Annotated in this window: 21 protein-coding genes; 9 read left to right on the top strand and 12 right to left on the bottom strand. The window is 60.4% G+C overall.

Translation table 11 applies throughout. The features are described 5' to 3' along the window. Positions 1-180: 180 nt before the first annotated feature. Positions 181-1,656: an IMP dehydrogenase gene (guaB, locus tag ACYQ6J_RS02370; protein ID WP_460182591.1), complete on the top strand. Its 1,476-nt coding sequence runs from the start codon at positions 181-183 to the stop codon at positions 1,654-1,656. Then, a complete protein-coding gene (locus tag ACYQ6J_RS02365) occupies positions 1,628-2,893 on the top strand; it encodes a hypothetical protein (protein ID WP_460182590.1) in 1,266 nt (421 codons plus the stop codon). Before guaB ends, ACYQ6J_RS02365 begins: the two co-directional genes overlap by 29 nt. A gap of 98 nt (positions 2,894-2,991) precedes the next feature. Here the strand turns inward: ACYQ6J_RS02365 and ACYQ6J_RS02360 are convergent, their stop codons facing one another. Together ACYQ6J_RS02360 and tilS are read right to left on the bottom strand one after the other, a co-directional pair. Further along, on the bottom strand, positions 2,992-3,204 hold the full coding sequence (locus ACYQ6J_RS02360; protein WP_460182589.1) for an FmdB family zinc ribbon protein: 213 nt from the start codon (positions 3,202-3,204) through the stop codon (positions 2,992-2,994). A gap of 37 nt (positions 3,205-3,241) precedes the next feature. Further along, complete coding sequence (gene tilS / locus ACYQ6J_RS02355; RefSeq protein WP_460182588.1) at positions 3,242-4,306, bottom strand: tRNA lysidine(34) synthetase TilS; 1,065 nt, start codon at positions 4,304-4,306, stop codon at positions 3,242-3,244. A gap of 961 nt (positions 4,307-5,267) precedes the next feature. On the opposite strand from tilS, the gene rny reads away from it, so the two are divergent. From rny to ACYQ6J_RS02335, 4 genes are all read left to right on the top strand, one after another. Continuing rightward, on the top strand, positions 5,268-6,827 hold the full coding sequence (gene rny, locus ACYQ6J_RS02350) for a ribonuclease Y (RefSeq protein WP_460182587.1): 1,560 nt from the start codon (positions 5,268-5,270) through the stop codon (positions 6,825-6,827). Between the two features lie 104 nt (positions 6,828-6,931). After that, positions 6,932-7,789, top strand: a complete 858-nt coding sequence (locus ACYQ6J_RS02345; protein WP_460182586.1) for a TIGR00282 family metallophosphoesterase — start codon at positions 6,932-6,934, stop codon at positions 7,787-7,789. Beyond that, positions 7,782-8,318, top strand: a complete 537-nt coding sequence (locus ACYQ6J_RS02340) for a DUF2752 domain-containing protein (RefSeq protein ID WP_460182585.1) — start codon at positions 7,782-7,784, stop codon at positions 8,316-8,318. The genes ACYQ6J_RS02345 and ACYQ6J_RS02340 overlap by 8 nt, the downstream gene beginning before the upstream one ends. A 74-nt stretch (positions 8,319-8,392) precedes the next feature. Then, on the top strand, positions 8,393-9,043 hold the full coding sequence (locus ACYQ6J_RS02335; protein ID WP_460182584.1) for a hypothetical protein: 651 nt from the start codon (positions 8,393-8,395) through the stop codon (positions 9,041-9,043). Positions 9,044-9,302: 259 nt separating this feature from the next. Here the strand turns inward: ACYQ6J_RS02335 and ACYQ6J_RS02330 are convergent, their stop codons facing one another. The 9 genes from ACYQ6J_RS02330 to ACYQ6J_RS02290 form a co-directional block, all read right to left on the bottom strand. After that, entirely contained in the window at positions 9,303-10,694 is a 1,392-nt protein-coding gene (locus ACYQ6J_RS02330) for a TIGR04283 family arsenosugar biosynthesis glycosyltransferase (RefSeq protein ID WP_460182583.1), read from the bottom strand. A gap of 83 nt (positions 10,695-10,777) precedes the next feature. Continuing rightward, positions 10,778-11,788 carry a radical SAM protein gene (locus tag ACYQ6J_RS02325; protein ID WP_460182582.1) on the bottom strand — a complete coding sequence of 337 codons (1,011 nt, stop codon included), beginning with the start codon at positions 11,786-11,788 and terminating at the stop codon, positions 10,778-10,780. After that, positions 11,736-12,908 carry a methyltransferase domain-containing protein gene (locus ACYQ6J_RS02320; protein ID WP_460182581.1) on the bottom strand — a complete coding sequence of 391 codons (1,173 nt, stop codon included), beginning with the start codon at positions 12,906-12,908 and terminating at the stop codon, positions 11,736-11,738. Before ACYQ6J_RS02320 ends, ACYQ6J_RS02325 begins: the two co-directional genes overlap by 53 nt. A gap of 27 nt (positions 12,909-12,935) precedes the next feature. Then, positions 12,936-14,462 (bottom strand): mercuric reductase, encoded by a 1,527-nt coding sequence (locus ACYQ6J_RS02315; protein WP_460182580.1) that lies wholly within the window; start codon positions 14,460-14,462, stop codon positions 12,936-12,938. Between the two features lie 25 nt (positions 14,463-14,487). Next, positions 14,488-15,255: a TVP38/TMEM64 family protein gene (locus ACYQ6J_RS02310; RefSeq protein WP_460182579.1), complete on the bottom strand. Its 768-nt coding sequence runs from the start codon at positions 15,253-15,255 to the stop codon at positions 14,488-14,490. Beyond that, on the bottom strand, positions 15,252-16,097 hold the full coding sequence (locus ACYQ6J_RS02305) for a DUF547 domain-containing protein (protein WP_460182578.1): 846 nt from the start codon (positions 16,095-16,097) through the stop codon (positions 15,252-15,254). Before ACYQ6J_RS02305 ends, ACYQ6J_RS02310 begins: the two co-directional genes overlap by 4 nt. 58 nt (positions 16,098-16,155) lie before the next feature. Further along, on the bottom strand, positions 16,156-16,920 hold the full coding sequence (locus tag ACYQ6J_RS02300) for a hypothetical protein (RefSeq protein ID WP_460182577.1): 765 nt from the start codon (positions 16,918-16,920) through the stop codon (positions 16,156-16,158). A gap of 279 nt (positions 16,921-17,199) precedes the next feature. After that, positions 17,200-17,460: a zf-HC2 domain-containing protein gene (locus ACYQ6J_RS02295; protein WP_460182576.1), complete on the bottom strand. Its 261-nt coding sequence runs from the start codon at positions 17,458-17,460 to the stop codon at positions 17,200-17,202. A gap of 2 nt (positions 17,461-17,462) precedes the next feature. Further along, positions 17,463-18,053, bottom strand: coding sequence for a sigma-70 family RNA polymerase sigma factor (locus ACYQ6J_RS02290; RefSeq protein ID WP_460182575.1), 591 nt, complete (start codon positions 18,051-18,053; stop codon positions 17,463-17,465). Between the two features lie 133 nt (positions 18,054-18,186). Here ACYQ6J_RS02290 and ACYQ6J_RS02285 point away from each other — a divergent pair, with 133 nt between their 5' ends. Both ACYQ6J_RS02285 and ACYQ6J_RS02280 read left to right on the top strand, forming a co-directional pair. Then, positions 18,187-18,774 (top strand): TetR/AcrR family transcriptional regulator, encoded by a 588-nt coding sequence (locus tag ACYQ6J_RS02285; RefSeq protein ID WP_460182574.1) that lies wholly within the window; start codon positions 18,187-18,189, stop codon positions 18,772-18,774. Between the two features lie 49 nt (positions 18,775-18,823). Beyond that, positions 18,824-19,267 carry a DsrE family protein gene (locus tag ACYQ6J_RS02280; protein WP_460182573.1) on the top strand — a complete coding sequence of 148 codons (444 nt, stop codon included), beginning with the start codon at positions 18,824-18,826 and terminating at the stop codon, positions 19,265-19,267. A 92-nt stretch (positions 19,268-19,359) separates the two neighbouring features. Here the strand turns inward: ACYQ6J_RS02280 and ACYQ6J_RS02275 are convergent, their stop codons facing one another. Further along, positions 19,360-19,890 carry a carboxymuconolactone decarboxylase family protein gene (locus ACYQ6J_RS02275; protein WP_460182572.1) on the bottom strand — a complete coding sequence of 177 codons (531 nt, stop codon included), beginning with the start codon at positions 19,888-19,890 and terminating at the stop codon, positions 19,360-19,362. A gap of 224 nt (positions 19,891-20,114) precedes the next feature. Between ACYQ6J_RS02275 and ACYQ6J_RS02270 the strand changes: the two genes are divergently transcribed. Further along, on the top strand, positions 20,115-21,215 hold the full coding sequence (locus ACYQ6J_RS02270; protein ID WP_460182571.1) for a DUF3179 domain-containing protein: 1,101 nt from the start codon (positions 20,115-20,117) through the stop codon (positions 21,213-21,215). The last annotated feature ends 130 nt before the right edge of the window (positions 21,216-21,345 follow it).

Genomic DNA, 21,345 nt, shown 5'->3' with positions numbered 1-21,345 from the left:
ATTCCACGTGTCTTTCCCGTGCCTCGTGCGGACTTTTCAATTCCGGCTGCGAGGTAATCTTCTGACCGGCAGCATATTTCGGGACGGTTTGCCGCATCGCATTGAATTTGCGCGGCCCTGCCCGATAATGAAGTTTTCCTGCCCCCTATCTCTCTTGTGACCGTAGAAGGAGTACGGCGAATGGCCAAGAAGTCGATTACGCCGGCCATCACGTTTGACGACGTTCTGTTGGAACCGGCTTACAGCGAGGTCGTGCCGAGTGAGGTGGATGTCTCGACCCGCCTGACCGCCCGAATCGAACTTCGTATCCCGATTCTCAGCTCGCCGATGGATACGGTTACTGAAAGCGCGATGGCGATTGCGCTAGCTCAAGAGGGGGGAATAGGTATCATCCACAAAAACATGTCGATTGAGCGACAGACCGAGGAGGTGGAAAAGGTAAAACGGAGCGCGAATGGCATCATCGACAGCCCGGCCACGTTGTCTCCGGATGCCACGGCACGTCGTGCCAAGGAGTTGATGGATCAGTTGAATGTCTCCGGCGTGCCGATCGTGGAATCGTCCGGCAAGCTAGTGGGAATTGTAACGCGGCGGGATTTGCGGTTTTTGGGGGATTTCGACGTCCCGGTCCGTGAGGTCATGACCAGGGATCACCTTGTAACGGCTACGGGGACTGTATCGCTGGCGCAGGCCGAACGGATTCTGATGGAAAAAAAGGTGGAGAAACTTTTGCTGGTTGACGAAGATTTCAGACTGACCGGCCTGATTACGATCAAGGACATCGATAACCAGCGGCGATTTCCGAACGCGTGCAAGGATCATTTGGGTAGGCTTCGGGTGGGGGCCGCGGTCGGCGTCCACGATTATCAACGCGTGGAAAGCCTGATCGGCAAAGGCGTCGACGTGATTGTCGTCGATAGCGCACATGGCCACTCTGCGAACGTGTTGGAGACGGTTCGGGAAATCAAACGGCAATGGGATATCGATGTCATAGCGGGAAACGTCGCGACGCGGGAGGGGGCCGAGGCTCTCATCCGTGCCGGCGTGGACGCGGTCAAGGTCGGTATCGGCCCCGGGTCGATTTGTACGACGCGGGTGATTAGCGGGGTCGGCGTCCCCCAGGTGACAGCCGTCATGGCCGTTACGGAAGCCGCCGAAGAGCAGGGGATCCCGGTTATCGCCGATGGCGGAATCCGCTACTCCGGCGACATCACCAAGGCGATAGCGGCGGGGGCCCATGCCGTGATGTTGGGTGGGCTGTTCGCCGGGCTTGACGAGAGCCCCGGTGATCGCATCCTGTATCACGGTCGCGTGTACAAGGTGTATCGCGGAATGGGTTCGTTGGGGGCGATGGTCAAGGGATCCAGCGAGCGCTATCGCCAGGACCCCGGCCATCAACCCGACAAGCTTGTTCCCGAAGGCGTCGAAGGCCGCGTGCCCTATCGCGGTCCGCTTGGGCCGTTCGTTTACCAATTGGTGGGCGGGCTCAAGGCTGGCATGGGCTACTGCGGTACGCGAAATATCACCGAACTACGAACCAAGACCAAGTTTCTACAGGTATCCGCTGCGGGAGTTCGGGAGAGCCATCCCCATGACATTACCATCACGCACGAAGCGCCCAATTACAGTGTGGAGTACGCTGAAGAAGATCGGTAATGTTGTTGACGAGGCCCGTCCTCGGGTTCGTGGGATTCCAGTTCTTGCTCTAATACTGGCTTGGTTGTGGATCGGTCCCGTTCCAGGCGACGAATGGCGATCCCGATACGAGACGGCATCCACGGGTTCCGCACAAGGCGAGCAGGCGATTGCCGTTGCGGCGAAGGAGGGTGATTCCGCCGTTGCCGCGGCGCGACACCTCAGCCCGATCGACGACGTTGACGGCGGTGCAAAACCGCGGATCTCCGGCAGGAAAGTGGATAGCGCGGTCGTACCGGCAGGTTATGCGGGCATGGAACCGACCCCGCAGTTGCGTTGGTTGCCTGTGCGCCCAAAGGCGATCGGACCGAACGAGGCGGTGAATAATGCCGCCAGTGTCCAAAAGCCGCCGATTGGGACGGCGGATCACGGCGCGGAGATAACGGAGGGGACCGAGTCGTCCTCCGCTTTGGTGCCTTTGCAATTCGTGGTGCCTTCTCCTGCCGAGTTGGGCGGCGCGGCGTCGGTGGATCCTTTGTCGGACCCGTTTGGCGACGCGGTTCAACCGGGGCCGACCCTTCCGCCCGCCTTATTGCCGCGGCAATCCGTGTCACAGTCCTCGGTCAACGCGCAACCGGAAGTGATTCCCCCTCCCGTCCCCCTCGGGAGTACCGCCTCACAGCAGCAGGCCGAGTCCGGTCAACCCAGTCCGGACGAAAAGTCGCTTCAGGAATTGATGGAACAGTTGCCGCCGGGGCAGAAAGATGAGCGACCGTTAGAGGAGCAACTCACGCAGAAGACGGCACTGCCCGCCGACGAATGTCCGCCGCAAGAGAGAATCAAACCCCTCTCGGATATTACCAACAATATCCGTCCTCAGGGTGACAAGTTTCCCACGGAATGCCCTCTTCCCGCCACGGCCTTCGAGGGCCGTCGTTGGCAACCGCTGGTATTCACTTGGAAGGCCTCGGGATTGTGCCACAAGCCCTTGTACTTTGAGCAGGTGGGCGTGGAGCGTTACGGCCACAACCTGGGACCGATTTTGCAACCGTTTGCGTCGGGTGCGCACTTCTTCCTGACGGTTCCGATCTTGCCGTACAAAATGGGGCTGGAACCGCCCGACGAATGCGTGTACACCCTGGGCTACTACCGTCCCGGCAGTTGTGCCCCGTGGATACTCGACCCCTTGCCGCTCAGCGTCCGTGCCGCCCTGGCGGAAGGCGGAGTTTGGACCGGCATGGCGTTCCTGATCCCGTGACCCAAGCAAGGATTAGTAATGCGGTAGGACAAAATGACAGGCCGGGTGAAAATCGACGCCCGGCCTGTCGGTGGTTTGCAAGCCCATCAACGGTCGCTTCAATTCAGCCCGCAGGCTCCGCCCCCGCAGCATCCGAAGTTATTGCCGCATGGGGGTAAATCTTGTGACTTGCCCACGCGCGCCGAAGCGACGCTGAGTAGTTTGGTCAATCGGCGGTTTCCACACTTCGGGCACTCGGGCGGTTCATCGCCCCGGGTCAGGTGTTCGAATTTTTCTCCGCAGTTGGGACATTCGTACTCGTACAAGGGCATGGACGGTCTCTCCTTTGCAAGTTACTGTTGAACTCGATCAGTCTTTTGCTGTGGCGTCTGCACGGCATTGGGGTCGCCCCGCTCGGGCGGTTGCACGCTTCAGCACGAGACAGTCTCCCACTCTTTGCGCCAGCACGTTTCCGGGAAAGGACCGGGTAGGCGAATGACTTGCGCGACCCGGGACGATTTCGTGGACCATTTCCAATAGCTGCGACCATCGCCGATATCCCATTTCCCGAAGCGGCCAGGCTTGTTGCCGCCAAGCGGCACGCAAAACCTCCTTTATCAAGAATGGATGAAGTGTACGCAGTTCGGTTACACGAAGACGCAGCAAGTCGTCCGTCGCTTCAGCGACGATTCGGGGCCAAGCGGCCATTACTTGGGATTGCACAAAATCGTCATATTCCCGGGCCAGATCGGCCAACCGATTGAGGTGAATCGTTGTGCCTCCCGAGACGCGAGTTTGCAAAATCGGCAACACCCGGTGTCTTAGGGCGTTGCGGCGAAATCGTTGGTCGTGGTTGGAGCGATCCAGGCGATAGCTTTGACCGATGCTTTCCAGGTAGTCGAGAATCTCGTGGCGATAGCACGAGAGGAGTGGGCGAGTCAGCGCCGCCGGGCCGAAAGGCCGAACGCGCGGGATTCCCGCCAGACCCCGAAGCCCGGAACCTCGGACGAGGCGGAATAGGACGGTTTCCGCCTGATCGTCCGCCGTGTGACCGGTGAGGACGTAACGCGCGCCCCATGACTCGGCCTGTTCCAGGAGCGCGGCGTAGCGTCTCTTTCGGGCCGCATCCTCCAGGCCGCGCTGCCTGCTGTCCGTGGGGAGCAGAGGACAATCGACGATTCGGCACGGGAAGCCGTGGCGTCGAGCGATCTCGTCGGTGAATTGGGCGTCTTCATCAGAGTCGCCGTCACGAAGATGATGATTAACATGGACCACGAGGATGCGGTCGCGATCGCTTGGTGAGGTTGCGTCGGCGGTGAGACGAAGCAACGCCGTGCTGTCCGGCCCACCCGATACCGCCAAAATCATTGGCCGCCCCTGCCACTCGTCCCTTGGGAAGGCCTGCTCGAATCTGATTTGGACCGGGTGTCTCATCACGCGTCATTCGAATTCGACTGTCGCGACGCTGCGACCGGCGGAGACTGAGGTTGCTTGCAGGGCAAGCGATCTCGAAATTAGGATCTCCATCGTAGATTGCCAAGTCGCCCGCGGTCGTGACTCCACGTATCATCGCGGAAAATGTGGTACGCTTTTTGCTAGCAAACGGTGTTGCTGTTGAATGGAGCAAGCTTTATTATAAAAGGTAACCCGAGGTTGCGTCTTGGGCGTCATCCCCGGGGATTTTTGTCGCGTGGATTGATTGGACCGCTGTATCGTTGTTTCAACGGCGGCGGGAACCACGGCGGTTTCCGGGGATCGACCGGGAAACCGAGACGAGTCGGACGCTACGAATTACGGTTGATTAGGCATTTGGCTTGCTGACGTTGAATCCTGCGGCGCGACGTTGAGGACGGCGGCGAACACAATGGGCTTGCTTCAGATTCTGTTGGGCGTAGCGGCGATCCTATGGCGGGCGTTGCGCCGCCGTGCGGGTGTCGTTCACGCCCCGAACAAGCTTCCTTCGCTTACGGTCCATCGTTCATCGGCTCCGCTGGATTCAGTTCGGCGTCGGTCCTGGGCTCGATTTTCTCGGGCCTCGCCGACGGGTTTTCTTTTGACGGCGAACCGAACCGCCACGTCCCAGTGGGCGTCATGCTCAGACGACCGTGTAGGTGTGCGAGGGCCGGCACTCCGCCGGTGGAGTTGGGGAACCTTGGTGCTTCCGCCTCGCGGGGGATCGACGCCGTACCCGCTCGCACTTCGTAACCTCTCTCTCGGTCTTTGTCGGTCATAAGGAAACGGAGCGCGCAAACCTTTTCACTCGAAGGTTTTCCCGACGAGGTAAGGGGATTCTTCGGCATTGTCCGACGAAATCGGACGAAGTCGGCTCGCGTCCGCAATCTTGCCCCGGTCCTTGCCTGTGTTCTCGTCCCGATAGCTTTGCGAGGACGTAGCCGTGACACCGGGACAAACCATTTTCGTTGCCGTTCTGTGCGTTTTGGTGGCAGGCCTGACGGTAACGCTCGTCAAGCTGCTCGATTATTTGCGGCGGAAAGACGCCGAATCCGAAGCCCGGCGTATCTTGGATCAAGCCAAGCTGGAAGCCGACAACGTTCGGCGCGAGGCGGAACTGGAAATCAAGGAAAAGGATATTCAGCAGCGCGCCCAGCGCGAGGCCGAATTCCAGAAAGTGCGGGATGAGCTGTATCAAAAAGAACGCGCTCTGGCAAAGCGGGAAGACGAGTTGGATGCCCAGTCGGAGCAACTGCGAAAGCAGGAGCGGATCGTCGAGACGACGCAGCGAAAACTAGCGGACCGTCTGGAGGAGGTCAGTCGGCGCAAAGAGGAGCTTCAGAAACTCTTGGACATGCAGCGACAGGTCCTGCACGAAGTCAGCGGATTGAGTCGAGAAGAGGCCACCAAGCGATTGATGGACGTCTTGGAGATGCAGTTGCAACAGGAAACTGGCGCTCTGATTCTCCGCTACGAGCAGCGATTGCAGGAGATGTGCCGGGAGAAAAGTCGTGAGATTCTCTTGACGGCCATCCAGCGCTACGCGGCGGCTCACACGGCGGAGACTACGACCAGCACGGTCGATATCCCCAATGACGAGATGAAGGGGCGAATCATCGGGCGTGAGGGACGCAATATCCGGGCCTTCGAAAAGGCGACCGGTGTGGATGTGATTATCGACGATACCCCCGGCGTGGTGATCGTCAGTGCCTTCGACACGGTTCGTCGCGAGGTGGCCAGGCTGGCCCTGAACAAGCTCATCGCCGACGGGAGGATTCATCCCTCCCGGATCGAGGAGATCGTACTGGAAACCCAGCAGGAGTTGGATCAGTACATACGCAGCATGGGCGAGGCGGCGGTTCAAGAGGTGGACGTCCGCGGCCTGCACGAGCGCCTGATCTATTTGCTTGGGCGGTTGCATTTCCGCACCAGTTACAGCCAGAATGTGCTGAGGCACAGCATCGAAGTGGCGTTCTTGGCGGGAATGATCGCCGATGAATTGGGTTTCGACGCGGCCCTGGCCCGCCGGTGCGGCTTGCTGCACGACATCGGCAAGGCCGCCGATCATGAGGCGGAGGGCGGGCATCCCAAGATCGGGGCGGAGTTGCTCAAACGTTACGGTGAACCCGCCGAGGTCGTGCACGCCGCGGTCGGGCATCATGATGACCTTCGGGTGGAGAATCCCTACACCGTGATGGTTGCGGCGGCCGACGCTTGCAGCGCGGCGCGTCCGGGCGCTCGGCGCGAGACCTTGGAACGCTATATCAAACGGATGGAGGAATTGGAGGGAATCGCGGGGAGTTTTCCGGGCGTGGAGCAGGCCTACGCGATCCAAGCCGGACGCGAATTGCGGGTCATGGTCAACGCCAAGGAAACCACGGATGAAACGGCCGCCAAGATTTGCCGCGACATCGCGCGGGCCTTCGAAGAGCGACTGAATTATCCCGGCGAAATCAAAGTGACGGTGTTGCGCGAGGTGCGGCATACCGACATCGCGCGTTGAGGTGCGCGATTCTGCGACCGGTGACGGAAGGAAGGACTCTTGATCCGGTTGCTCTGTTCGGCCTCGTTCGGGATGGTGATCGGTACGAAGGGAAAGGCCTGTCCGTGCGCGTACTGATGGTCGGGGATGTGGTGGGGAAACCGGGGCGATATATCGTTCGCACCGCGCTGCCGCTATTGCGACGGTTCCTCAAACTCGATTTCGTTGTGGTGAACGCGGAAAACGCCGCCGGGGGTTCCGGCCTGACGCCGGAAATCCATTACGAAATCGTGGAGGCGGGCGCCAATTGCATCACCATGGGGGACCACGTCTATGCTCGAAAACAGATCGAGGCCGTATTGACCGCGGATTCTCGGATCGTTCGCCCCGCCAACTATCCGCCGGAGGCCCCCGGTCGCGACTACACGATCCTGGCCGCGGCCAACGGAGAGCCTGTGGCGGTGATCAGCTTGCTGGGGCGGGTTTTTATGAAACCCGTGGACTGCTATCTCGCCGCCGCGGACCGCGTCTTGGAACAACTCAGCGGTAGGATTCGCGTGATCCTCGTCGATTTTCACGCCGAAGCCACCAGCGATAAGCAAGTTCTGGCTCGCTACCTGGACGGACGCGTCTCGGCCGTCCTGGGAACGCACACCCATGTCCCCACCGCCGATTCCCAAATCCTGCCGGGCGGCACCGCGTTCCAGTGTGACCTGGGCATGACCGGCCCTCATGAAAGCATCATCGGCCGAAGAATCGACCGGGTTTTGCACACCACCCGGACGTTCGAACCCACTCCGTTCGACGTCGCGTCGGACGACGTGCGATTGAATGGGGCGGTTGTGGAAATCGATTCCGGCACGGGCAAGGCCAAGGCGATTTGCCGCCTGGGCCTGTCGGCCGACGAGCTCCGGGAAACGACCTTGTCAAGAAGGGTCGAGAACGATATCCTTCCCGCGCTGATGGGAAAAGGACATGCATGAGTCCTCCCCAACGCGTCCACCGGCCTCGGAATCGCTAGCCGCTCCGCGGCGGAGCGAATCGCGCGATGACGGCGTGGTCCTCGCCGACGTCGTGCCCTGCGACTCTCCCTGCAAATTGCGTCGGTCGGAGAGGTGGACTGCGGCGCTGGGGGCGGCGCTTATCGCCGGCCTTTTCCTAATTGCTCGGATCATGGTTCCAGCGGAATGCGGCTACGGCAGTCATCGGTCATTGGGTTTACCGGCCTGCACCAGTGTCACGCTTTTGGGAATTCGGTGTCCCACCTGCGGCATGTCTACCGCCTGGGCCAATTTCGTGCGGGGACGTTGGTGGTCGGCCATGCATGCCAATGTCACGGGCTTGGTCCTGGCCGTCGCCTCCGTTCCGGTCGGGATATGGTTATGTTTGGCCGCCGTGGAGGGCCGCTGGCGGTTGCTGAGACCGACTCCGAAACTCGTTTTGGCGGCCCAGTTGACATTCATCGCCGCGGCTTTGGCGGAATGGATCATTCGCCTTGGGATGGGAATCTGAAGGCCGCGAATGGAAGGCTCCGGCAAACGCCAAACCAGGCGGACAGCGAGCATTTCACAACGCAAGGAAACGCCATGCAATACGCACGGATGCCGAAGGTGTCTTTGTTGGGCGGCATGATCTCTCTGTTGATGCTGACCACCGGATGCAGCGCCCTGGCCACGGCCATGTGGGTGACGGGAGCCTATAAGAACCAAGCCGAGTTTCCCATCGCAAAGGAGAAGAAGGTCGCCGTGGTTGCCCGTCCCATGGTGACGCTGACCTATCGTGACGCCCACGTCGACAAAGACTTGGCCCGACGCGTCCGAGCCATTCTCGCCCGGGAGTTGCCCAAGGTGCAATTCATCGACCAGCAAAAGGTGGAGCGATGGCTGGATGAAAACTCGTGGGAAAACTACAGCGATGTAGGCAAGGCGGTTGGGGCCGACTACGTGATCGGCGTGGATATCGAGGAGTTCGGTTTGTACAAGGGGCAAACCGTTTATCAGGGCACGGCCTCGCTGTTGGTTCAGGCTTTCGATTGTGCGACGGGCGACCGCGTCTATGAGAAGCGATTGCACAACATTCAGTATCCCCCCAACGGCGTCGTTCCCACCGCGGAGGTTTTGGAACCGGACTTCCGTCGCGAGTTCGTTACCGTCTTGGCCGAATTCGCTGCGCGACCATTCCACGCTTGGGATCCCAACGAGGACGTGGCCTTGGACGCCAGGTCTCTGAACCGTTGAGCGGCGAGGTTCTGCGTTTTGCGCAAACGGAGGGTGCGATCCCGTTGCTCAACGTCGGCAAGTCCTCTGCTGAAACGCCGAAGATGCGTCCAGCCCTCTCAAAGACTCTTCGACGTTCGATTGCCCATCCAGAGCTTCGGCGGTGATCGCAGGTCGCGTTGCGCTTTTTTCGATCGAATCATCTCACGTGGCGGCGGTCGCCGAGACGCCGGGCGCATGGGGCCGACGCCGCGCCGAGAGTCGGACTTCGCCGTTTGCCTCATTCGCAGAAGTTTCCGGCGCGATTGGTCCCCGAATCAAGACGCCGCATCGGCCTGCGAGAACATCGGCGGTGATTTGCCGCGTACCATTCGGCCAGGCGGCGGGGAGGGATTCCCAAGTAATATCCCAAGATCATCTTTTGGTGGATCCACGTCGTTCGCCAAGGTCCGATCGCATGCCAGCGACGGGCCGACGTGATGACCGCCGAATGCAGGATGACGATGCGACCGATTCTACGTAAGCGGCGGATCAATTCGAAATCTTCCATGATCGGGAGATCGGGGAAGCCGCCGACTTTGTGGAAGGTCTCCGTCCTCACGAACAGCCCTTGATCACCGTAGGGCATTTGGAGCTTGCGAGAGCGGAGATTGGCTCCCCATTCGATCCAGCGAAGCGGCGGTTCAGGACCGTCGATGCGAAGGCGGAATGCGCCCGCCGCCGGTGGCTGAACGGAAACGGTATCTTCAGCGAGTGCTTGCCGAACAGCCTCCTGAAAATGCTTCGGCAGGCGCGTGTCGGCGTGGAGAAATAGGAGGATGGAGCCTCGGGCGGCCCGCGCTCCGGCGTTCATTTGACGCGCACGCCCCGGCGGGGAGACCAAGATCCGGCAACCATCCTGTTCGGCGATTCGCCGCGTGTCGTCGGAGCTTCCGCCATCCGCCACGATCACCTCCACGCCCGACGCGTCCTTCACACTTTGCAGAGTACTTGGAAGGTGTTCCGCCTCGTTCAACGTAGGAATGATCACCGAAATCAGTTCGAGCGCGGCCTGGGGAGTCGATTCTTGGACGCGATACCACACGGCCAGATCGTCCGGGCGATCCACGTCCGAGAGGGTGGCGAGTTGAACGGTCCTGAGGGACAGTTCCTCGGCACGGCGAAGCGTCTGCTCCCGTACCCGTTCGGTCCCCCATGGGATATCCGTGAAGAGTTGGGGCAGGTGACGGCGTAGACCGATCAGATAATAGCCGCCGTCAACGGCGGGTCCGAGCACAAGGTCGTAGTCCGCAAGGCGGTCGAAGGCTTCGCGGATCAGTTCGGGTGTTAATTCCGGGCAGTCCGTGCCGATGATGACGACGCGGTCCGCGCCCTCCCGGAACGCGTCCGCGAAGGCACGTTCCATTTTTTGTCCGAGATCGCCGATGCCTTGCGGACGGTAGGGAAAACCGTTTCCAAAAAGCTTCTCCATGCTCACCGCGTCGCCGCCGGCGAATCGAACCTCGGCAGGCAGGTGGAACTCCGCGGTCAACTTGCGGGCCTGCGCGAATGTATACCGCGTCATCTCTCGCCCGAGCTTGGCGGCCCCTTCCGGTCCCAAAGCCGGAATGAGCCGAGTCTTCGATCGGTAAGGCTCGGGAAATCGCGCGAAGATGACGAGTTTCGTTGTCATATGGGTGAATCGCCGGTTCTTCGGAGCATCACTCGTAAGACGAGACAATCCGTGCCTCGATACTTTTCCGCGCGGCCGATGCGTCACAGGCGCTCCTTCGAGACAACCTCGCTGCAGGACGCGCCGCAGGCAAAGCAGGAATAGCAGCGGTGGTGCTTTAGTCGCACGCGCACGGCGAGGCTTTCCCGCAGCGTATTGCCAAGATCGAAATCCGCGTCGTCGTCAACCAGCGTGCAAGCATACACGCCGCAACGACCGTTCCGTTTGACGATCATTCGGCTGTAACCGCACATGAACGCGGCACGCCGTTCGGCGGTAAGGTACAAGGTCATGCAACTCTCGGTGATGTGGGGAACGTCGGCGATCGCACCGGGCGGCAGGAAGTCGGGGAATTTTACGATCGGCGTATCGCTTGGAAGGCCTGCTTCCTCGAGAAGAGGCCCGTAACGCTCGTCGACTTCCGCCACATTCTCGCCTTGTCCCATCAGGCGGGCAATGGACACGCCGAAACCCTCCGCGTGCAGCATACCCAGCGTACCCAAGGCCTTGCGGAAGTTGCCTTGACCGCGGCCCGCGTCGTGCTTCTCGGGGTCGGGATGATCCAAACTGATGCGGAAAGCCAGGGGGTGCGGCTTGTCCTTCAGTCGGCTCACCTCTCGCATACGGTTGCGCACGGGTTCCGTGCCGTTGGTCAAGACGAAGCACGGGCGGTATTCCAGCGCGAACTCCAATATCCGCAGAAAATGAGGATTGACGAAAGGCTCGCCGCCCGTGAAGGAGAACCGTTCCACATCTAGGTCGAGAGCCTCGGTGACGAACGGCCTTACGTCGTCGAGCGTAAGGAACTCGATGCGGTTATCGCGGGGCTTGGATCCCTCGAAACAAAACGGACAGGACAAATTGCAGTTCGTGCCCGTGTGGAACCACAACTCGGAGAGTTTGGCGGCGTCGATGTATCCGCGGAAGTGCCCCTCGGGCGTGAAGAGCCAATTCGGATCACGGCTTTTCTCGCGTCGAGAAACCCGCTCGGACGCCTTTATGTCAGCAGCACGTGCCGCCGTCCGTGCAGGTGCCGGAGGATTCGGTGGTGACATGGTAGTCGTGTCCTTTCGTTTCACGCGGGTGGCGATGCTTGGGCCTGCTGCAATCGAACGGTCGGGCTTCCACCCCCACCGGTTCCAGCGGTTCGATGAACTCGAAATGCCCCACGTAGGGAGCTTTGCGGAGCAATTGGAATGTCTTGTCGCACACCGCCATCCGCTCGCCGCGGTAATAGACGTGGTTGTCGTCGTCTTCGACCATCTTGAAGGGACCTCGATAGACAACGGCCTGGTTGCGTTCCCAGCACGGCCCTTGTTTTCCCTTGTAGGCCACGACCGTCAGCGAACGGAACTCGATTCCCTCGACGGTTCGCCACGGCTCGGACTGCCGGGCCGCAATGTGCATTCCGTAGAATCCGGCATCCGCGAATGCCTTGAGGAAGGCGTCCTCGCGAAAGGCCCCGGAAATGCAACCGGACCAAAGCTCGGGGTCGCTTCTTAGGTGCTCGGGCACGTCCTCGTCGGAAACGATATCGCTGACGGCGGCGCGCCCGCCGGGTTTCAGCACGCGGAAGATTTCGGCGAAAAGTTGCCGCCGATCTTCGGGACGGACAAGGTTGAGAACGCAATTGGAAACCACGCAGTCGACCGACTCATCGGGAATCATGGGCCGCTCCCGACGCAAAGTCTGCTCGATTCGCCTGAGTGTCAGCCACCCTTCGGGACTGTCGAGAGACAGTCCCCGGGCTTCCTCAGCGAGCAGTTCCAGGTCGAGAGCGAGGTCTTGGATCAAGCCGTAGCGGAATTCGACGTTGGCGTAACCGATGCGCTGGGCGACGGTCTGGCGATGGCGGCGTGCCAATTCGAGCATCTCCCGGTTGCAATCCACGCCGATGACCTTTCCATTCGGTCCGACCGCTTGGGAAGCGATATAGCACACCTTGCCTCCGCCTGATCCCAAGTCCAGCACGGTCTCGCCGTGTTGCACATAGGGCGTGGGATCGCCGCATCCGTAGTCCCTTTCCAGAATCTCTTGCGGAATCGCCTCCAGGAATTCACTGCGGTATTGCACGGGGCAGCAGAGGGCCGGTTCCGTAGCTCTAGCCGCCGCGGAATATCGTTTGGCCACCGAGACCTCCAGGCCGTCTTGGTTTGTCTGAATTTGGCTTGTCATTGAATCATCTCTCGCATTCTCTGGGAGTTACCGGTTCCAAGCGAGCCAATTAAAAAATATCCACCGCACTCGGGGAGTCAAACGCGATCGGTTGTAAAGGTCGCCTATCTTTCGGATAGCCTCGGCCCGCGTGGGATAGGGATGAATGGTAGTCGCAATTTTTCGCAGCCCAAGGCCGTGGGTCATCGCCAAGGTGATTTCCGAGATCAAGTCGCCCGCATTCGGAGCCACGATCGTGGCCCCGACAATGACGTCGGTCCCCTTTTTCGTGTGGATGCGGACGAAACCGTCGGTTTCACCGTCCAAGACGGCGCGATCCACATCGCTCCACTGCTGGGTGAAAGTATCCAGGGCGATGCCGCGGGTTTCCGCTTCTCGCGGGTGTAATCCGACGTGGGCGATTTCAGGCGACGTGTACGTGCACCACGGCATGACGAGATCGCCGGCCTTGGCTCGTCCCAGGAAGAGGGCGTTTCGCAGGACGATTCTGGCCATGAAGTCGGCGGCGTGCGTGAACTTGAATCGCGAACAGACGTCGCCCGCCGCAAAGATCCGAGGGTTCGTCGTGCGGAGACGATCATCGACGTGAACGCCCTTTTCGGCGTCGTACGCGACGCCGGCGGCTTCCAGTTTCAAGGTTTCCACGTTGGGGGTGCGACCCGCTGCGATGAGCAGTCGATCGACGGTTTCTTCCAAGCGCTTGCCGTGCGACTCGACGCTCATGGCGATGCCGTCGTCGCGGCGGCGAAGTTCGAGGTTCCGGCCGCAGCACAACAGTTGTACGCCGTCTTTCAGAATCGCACGCTTGACGATCTCGGCGGCTTCGGGGTCTTCGCGCGGCAGAATGCCGTGGGCGTTTTCCACGAGCACCACTCGGCTACCAAGACGCGCAAATGCTTGAGCCAGTTCGCAGCCGATCGGACCCGCGCCGACGATCCCCAACCGCCGCGGCGGTTCCGTGAGCGAAAAAACCGTCTCGTTGGTGAGGTATTCGACCTGTTCCAGACCGGGGATTCGGGGAACGGCTGCCCGCGCTCCCGTTGCGATGAGGGCTTTGCTGAAGCGGAGTGTTGCGCCTTCGACCTCCAATTGATCCGGTCCTGAGAATCGGCCTTCTCCGAGAAAGACGTCGACTCCCAGTTCTCGGAATCGGGCGGCGGAATCGTGGTGACTGATGTCGGCGCGGAGGCGCCGCATCCGTTCCATGACGGCCGCAAAGTCCACTTGCCGCTCTACGGGAACACACACGCCGAAACGGTCGGCGTCTCGCACGACGGCGGCGACCCGGGATGCGCTGATGACGGCCTTGGACGGTACGCAGCCGAAGTTGAGGCAGTCGCCGCCCAACAGATGACTTTCGACCAGGGCGACCTTGGCCCCCAGTCCGGCGGCACCCGCAGCCGCCACCAATCCCGCCGTACCGCCTCCGACCACCACCAAGTTGTACCGGCCTTCCGGTCGAGGATTAGTCCAGTCGGTCGGATGCGCATTGTCCAGCAGAATTCGGTTGTATGCGTCCTGGGGAAGGACGGTTTCCGCTGTCGCTGTGGGCATGGGTTTCTCCCTGATGGCGGTCACGCTACGACGCTCCTAAAGGCTTGGACGCGAGTGGCGGCGGGGGTGCTTCGGTCTCCGAGGACGGTTCAAGGGCCGGCTTTTCGACTGCGTCCGTTAGAGAGCGTCGTGCGGCGCGCGTGATGACCACCGTGGCGGCGACGGTCATCACCAACCCTAGGACGAAGAAGGCCGTCTGTAATGGACCGCCTTGCACTTTGCCCGCCGCCACCTCGGTCAAGCTCTTCAGGGCGGAGCCTAAATAGACGTACATCAAGGTACCGGGGAGCATCCCTATCCACGAGGCGGTAACGTATTGCCAAAGCCGGACGTTCGTCAAGCCGAAGGCGTAATTGAGCAGGTTGAAGGGAAAGATCGGCGAAAGCCGCACCAGCAATACGATTTTGAAGCCTTCGCGCCCGACCGCGCGGTCGATCGCTTGGAATCGTGGATAGGCTACGATGCTTCGTTCGATCCAATTGCGGAGCAGGGTCCTGCCGATCAGAAAGGCCGCCGCGGCGCCCAGCACGCTTCCCACGGAGACCGCGATCGTACCCGGAATTACGCCGAACAAAAAGCCCGCGCCGAGGGTGAGGATGGATCCGGGGATGAACAGCACGCATGCCAAGACGTAGGCTCCCGCCAAGGCGACAGGCCCCCACGGACCGAGCGAACGGGCTGTCTCGAGCACTTTCGTGAGGTACTCTCCAATGGACGGCAACATCGGCATGGCGGCGATCATTGCGACCAGCGCCAGTGCGATGAAAATTCGTGCGGCGGTCCCGGGCTTCATTGCTTGTTAAGGTTCCAATCGTAATCGAGAAAGGCAACGGAATAGTCGGCGCTGCTAATAAGTTGCTTAGCGTCGGCGGGCATGTAATCCGAAAGACTCGCTAGGGCCGCTTGCGGCGTCGGACCGAAGTCGGACCCAAACCAGTCCAAAATCGCGGATACACGGACGACGTGGGAGGCCCGGTCCACTTGCAGATTCTTGCGTCTGGAGAAAAAGTCTCTGGTGTTGTCCGCGAGTTGTTGTTCGAGCTTTTCCGGGACGTAAGCTTCGTTGCGTAGTCTTGGACACCCGATCGAGGCGCAGACGATCGCGAAGTGAATGCGAGGTTCACCGAGCTTGCGCAGTATCTTGTGCTCCATATCGTTGAGCGAGTATTTTTCGCCGCCTACCGGCAAAAGGAGGTCGTCCCATATGTTGTAACCGAAGAGTTTCGCCGTGTGGTTTCGAATACTGCTGGTCGGATAGACGGCTAGAATCCCGTGGATGGTGAGGGCATTGTAGGCGTTGATCCAGAAGGCCAACTTGCCCTCCTTCGACGATGGGGCCTCGGGATTCGCTGAACTCAACTTCGCCAAGTAACCTTCCAGGGCGGCACGATCGTCACGATTGCCCTTCCAAGCGGCGTAATCGACCATGCCGTCTTCATTGACGTAGCGATGGAGCAAACGATCCCAAGTGGCGTGGTCCACGGCGTCAAAAGAAGGGCTTCCACCGCTGCTCTCTCCTACGGGCCGTGCCGCGGCGCCCACGACCACCTGGGGGTTTTGCAATGAACATGCGAAAAACGTCGTTAAACCGGTGAGTACCAAGGCGCCGGCACTCAGCCAGGTGAACTTGGACATGAGATCCCTCCCAGTTTCGGTGGAGAAAGGCTGTTTAGCTCGCGGCGGAATCCATGAATCAACGACTGCCCGAACCGGAACCCGTGGATGGGCGAGTTGCCGATCCCGCGGAAGACGACCGGACGCCCGATCCCGGAGTTGCGAGGCCGGGCGACGTGGCCGGCACTTCGTACTTGGCTGGATTGGCGAGGAAAGCGTCCCTTTGAGCGGCGGAGGCGAAAAGGTATCGCAACCCTTTGTGAATGACCGTGAACTCCGGCCTACCGGGTACGTCTTGCTGCATGCCGACAAGGCACACGACGCATTTCCCCCCGTAAGCCAGATCCGCGTTGGCAAACGCGGACGGGTTATCCAAAAAGGATTGCTTGGCGTTGTCCCCCGCGAATAGGAAAAGCCTTCCCTCGTGAATTGCGGCGTAACGGATGTCGCCGGCGACGCGCTTGTTCGTTTTAACCCAAGCCACCACGTCGTCTCCACCCAAAGCCGGGATGTATTTGACGGGGTTTTGGAGGAACATTTGTCGGCCCTGCTCGTCGGCGAACAGGTAGGTGCGTCCGTCATACACGGCGCCGAAGGCGGGATTGCCCTTGACCCACTTGCGCATCTCCAAGAGGCTCACCGCGCAGTAGCCTTGCAGAGCCAACGGGGCTTGCCTTGCTTCACGGGTATTCGAGCCTGCCAATGGAATCGTTCCGGTACGGGAAGCGGACGGCGGTCCGGATCGGCTTCCGCTCTGGGCCATCGCGGACAGACCCGCTCCGTTCAGAACTGCAAACACGGTCAAGGCCGCGAACGGTCCAAGAACCCAAGTGCGACGCATCATGTCTCAACTCTCCTTCTCACAAGAACCGATGTTCAACCCGTGCCGCCCGTTGGCGACTACGCACGGTTGACGCGGACGTGAGAGAAAACTTACAGTCGATCGTTGCAAAAAAGTTTCGAAGGGGGCGTGCGTGGCTTGCGATGCCGCGTGAGATGTAGGGCGGTTGGAGTAGATCGGGACCCGCGGTGAAGATGAGTCGTGCAGCCTAGCTGGATGGTGATGTGAAGAATCACCACCTTCGCACGGCGGGCGACGGAAAGGCGCCGATCCGGAACCGGATCAGTTTTCCCGTCCTTGGAGTGCCGATTTGATCCTTGCCCGCGCCTCGGGGGAGAGTGTTGCGCGGGGATCGCGGTCGTCTGGCATCAATCGGTCCGGATGGTTCCGAGCCGCGCGGCGGAAGAGTCGCACTTGCCGAGCGAACGCGGAGCAGAGGCGGCACATCGCCAGGTGCAACCAGACTTGCAGGCGAATGCGGAGGGGAAGCTCGTGATCGAGCGACTCCGAGACCAACTTGGAGACTTCACGACAGCGGAGCATTGTCAGGCCGCTTCCCCCTTTTCAAGATGTCCTTTCATACACCGTATCAAATGCAGACGCGCACGGTGTAGAAGGACCCAAAGATTGGACGTGGTGATTTCCAGTTCCTTACAAATCTCCGGGCTGGACATGCCGTCAATCTCGCGCAAGACGAAAACGGAGGATTGCCGCGGCGGAAGGCCGTCCAGGCAACCGCGAAAGGCCCGCCAAAATTCCTCGCTTTCCATCGCCGCATCGGGGCGGTCCTTGGTGAATCGGGGGTCGAATCGCCAATTTCCTTTGGAATCGAAGAAGTCAGCCGACGGATCACCGCCCCAGTCCCCTCCCGAGGCGGCATCCGGACGATTGCGGCGGCGCACGTACTCGACGACTTTCCGTCTGCAAATGCTCAGCAACCACGCCCCTTCGGAACCTCGGCCGGAATACTGCTCTCGCGCACACCATGCGGCGACGAGGGTTTCCTGGACGACTTCTTCGGCCGCATCGGGGTTTCGCAGACGGGACAGGGTGAAGCGGTACAACATGTCTCCGTGGCGATCCACCCACTCTGAAGGATTGATCGCGGCGGAAGGTCGAGCGTCCGGGTGGGTCATACCATCCTCCAAGACGAGATTAGCCCGGCCATCGCGCGAAACTTTCGTCGGCACTCCATCGCTGAACGCCGTATTGTCGCCCGGGCACGCAGCATTATAATATACCGACCGGTCGGTAGACAAGGAGCACGTTATGGAAACTTCGAACGCTACGAAAGAGCGCATTCTAGCCCGGGCCGCATCGCTCTTTCAGAAGCACGGTTTTCACGCGACCTCTCTTCAGCACCTCTTGGCCGCCGCGGAAGTGACGAAGGGAACGCTATATCACTATTTCCCGGGCAAGGACGAACTGGGTTTGATCGTTTTGGAACGAGCGAAATCGGATTTTGTGGCGACTCTGGACCGCGTTCTTGATGCACCTTCGCCGGGCCGCGCGCTTGCGAGGTTTTTCGATTTCGTGTTGCAAATCCATCGCCGGCGCGGGTTCGTCGGCGGGTGTTTGTTCGGGAACACCGCACTGGAAATGAGCGATGCCGATCAGCGCTTTGTCCAGTCCGTGGAGCAGTTGTTCCGCGAGTGGATCGGTCGGATGGAAAAGGTGATCGGAGCCGCGCAGAAGAACGGCGAAGTGCGAGCGGATGTCTCGCCTCGAATGTTGGCGCTGATGTTGGTGTCCACGATCGAAGGCGGAATCATGTTGGCCCGCCTTCAAAAGAAGGAAGGTCCGCTCAAGGCCTGCTTGGACGGCCTGAAAGTGCTCCTCGGTCTGAATGTTTCCTGAGTTTGGAAGGCCTGTTGTTCCGGCTTTTTTGCAGGAATGAGGTGATTGGATGCAAACGCGATTATTATTGTGGCTTTCCGGCGTGATCGCGCTGACCGCGTGCTGCACGGCATTCTTGGCTCGGGGCACGGAACCGACCGCCGATACGGCTTCGAATGCGTCTCGCTTGGCCGTCCTATGGAGCAGCGGCGACCCCGATGTTGCTCACCGTGTCTGCCTGATGTATACCCATGCCGCGGCGACGAATCATTGGTTCGGCGAGGTGCGGTTGATCGTATGGGGGCCTTCAGCCCGGTTATTGGCGGGAGACAAGGACCTTCAGGCCAAAGTGCAGGCCATGATGAAGGACGGTGTCGAGGTCCAGGCGTGCATCGTATGCGCCGACTCTTACGGCGTGGCTGATACCCTGCGCGGCTTGGGAATCGAGGTCAAGCCCATGGGGCGACCGCTGACGGACATGCTTCAGGGCGGCTACCATGTGTTGACTTTTTGACGGCGAGATTAGGGTGCCCACGCAGACATCGCCCTCAGGCGGGGGGGCTTCGGTGAATCGAAAAGCGGTTTCCTTTGGCGGGGTACGGCGTTTCAAAAGTCGATTTCGATTCGAAGCGTGTCCAGGAATTTGTTGAACGCCGTGAAGAGTTCCATCACGCCGAGGGCCTCCACGATCTCGGCGCCACTCGCCCCCGCCTCGTGAAGCGACGAGAATACGACGTCGGACACGTGTAGCGGATGGCGATTGGCGTCTCGGGCCATCGTGATGAGCGCCTGCTCCTTGGCCGAAAAATCGGTTGCTCCAAGGTCGGCGGCCAGAGATTCGATTCGCTCGTATGTCATCCCCATCGCGCGAAGCGCGGCCGTGTGGGCCGCGACGCAATACGCGCAACCGTTATCCTTGGAAACAAGAACGGCGATCGCCTCCTTGACTTCCCTTCGCAGCGTACCGCCCATCATAATCGTCTTGACCTTCTCCCAGTTCGCACGAAGCAGCGGTGGGTACGCAGCATAGGCGCGAAAGATGTTGGGGATGCGGCCGAATGCGGCGCAAATCTCCGTGAATACCGCGGCCACGATCGGGTCGTCGGAAGCTTCATCCGTCAGCGGAATTCGTGACATGGAACGTCTCCGGTGTTTTTCGAAGATTGCAGGGACGGCGGGATAAGGCATCGTAGGGACGGAAGCGGCGATAAGGCAAGTCGGCCGGCCGTATTTTTCTCCGATTCGGCACCGCATTGGCTGAACTTCGGAGTTTCTCGAGAAAGTGTGTAAGCACCGGCAGTCGCGGGCGTCATAGCTCATGAGAGTCGAGGTTTTCAATCTCATCGCGAGGGACCGGAAACATGCGTCACGGAGAGAATCATTGCTCGGCGTTGCCGCAGGATGTGCTGTGGGGGAAGGATTCCTCGACCGGGGTCGGGTGGCGTGGTCAGCGGATGCGTAAGTGGTTCGGCTTGGTTGGGGGAGCGGTCGCGGCATCGGCATCCGTCGTAATCGCCGGCGGTTTGTTGGGGCCTTGCCCCGCCGGAGAAAGGGAATTCGCAATTTCCGGTCCGCAATTCGTCCAGTACCGCGCCGGTTCCGGGTTCGATCTTCATAACGCCGTGATACCCGGAAACGAGATTCGCTCCGGCGGTCCGCCCAAGGACGGCATCCCGGCGCTGACTGATCCGGCAACGGTGGATGCCGGACAGGCGACGTATTTGAAGGCCGCGGATCGTGTGATCGGCGTCGCCATGGGCGGGGAAGCGCGGGCCTACCCGATCAGAATCCTCAATTATCACGAGGTCGTGAACGATCGACTCGGCGGCGTGCCGATAGCCGTCACGTACTGTCCTTTATGCGATTCGGTCGTGGTCTTCGATCGCCGCGTGGACGGGAGGGTGCTCGAATTCGGCGTTTCCGGGTTGCTGTACAACAGCAATGTGCTGATGTACGATCGCGGCGGCCAACCGGAGAGTCTATGGTCGCAAGTTGCCGCCATTGGGATTTCCGGACCCGAGGTGAAAACCGCATTGAAAACGCTCCCCGTTGAATTGACCGCCTGGGCCGACTGGCGCGAGCGGTTTCCTGCTACCACCGTGCTCTCGGAGCAAACCGGCTACCCCCGCGACTACCGAGTCAGCCCGTATGCGTCGTATTTCTCCAGTCGCAACCTAATGTTCCCAGCCCGACCCCTGAGCAACCGCCTCCCTCTCAAGACTCCTGTTCTGGGCGTGTGGATCGGCGACCTGGCGCGGGCTTATCCGGTCTCGGCCTTTCATCCTTCAGGCGAGACGTTGGAGCAGGAGTTGGGCGGCAAGCGATTCCAACTCGTTTACGACGGCCGGAATCAGTCGCTGAGAGTCGCGACGGCGGATGACGGCATCCAGTGGATGTACGCATTTTGGTTTGCCTGGTACGCCTTTCGCCCCTATACCGAAGTGTACGGTCCACCGAAGTAGGCGTCATCGCGCGTTCCAACGTGCCGGCAACTCGCCCAGGTGAGGTTTTCGGGATTTTTTCCGGAGCGACTGTTTACGGCGGTCGGCCAGATGACCTGGCCGCAATCTCCGCGGCGGTGTCTGGCATAGA

The organism is Thermopirellula anaerolimosa (assembly GCF_054657335.1).
The sequence above is the reverse complement of the archived record's forward strand: the minus strand, read 5'-3'. Positions and strand labels throughout refer to the sequence as shown.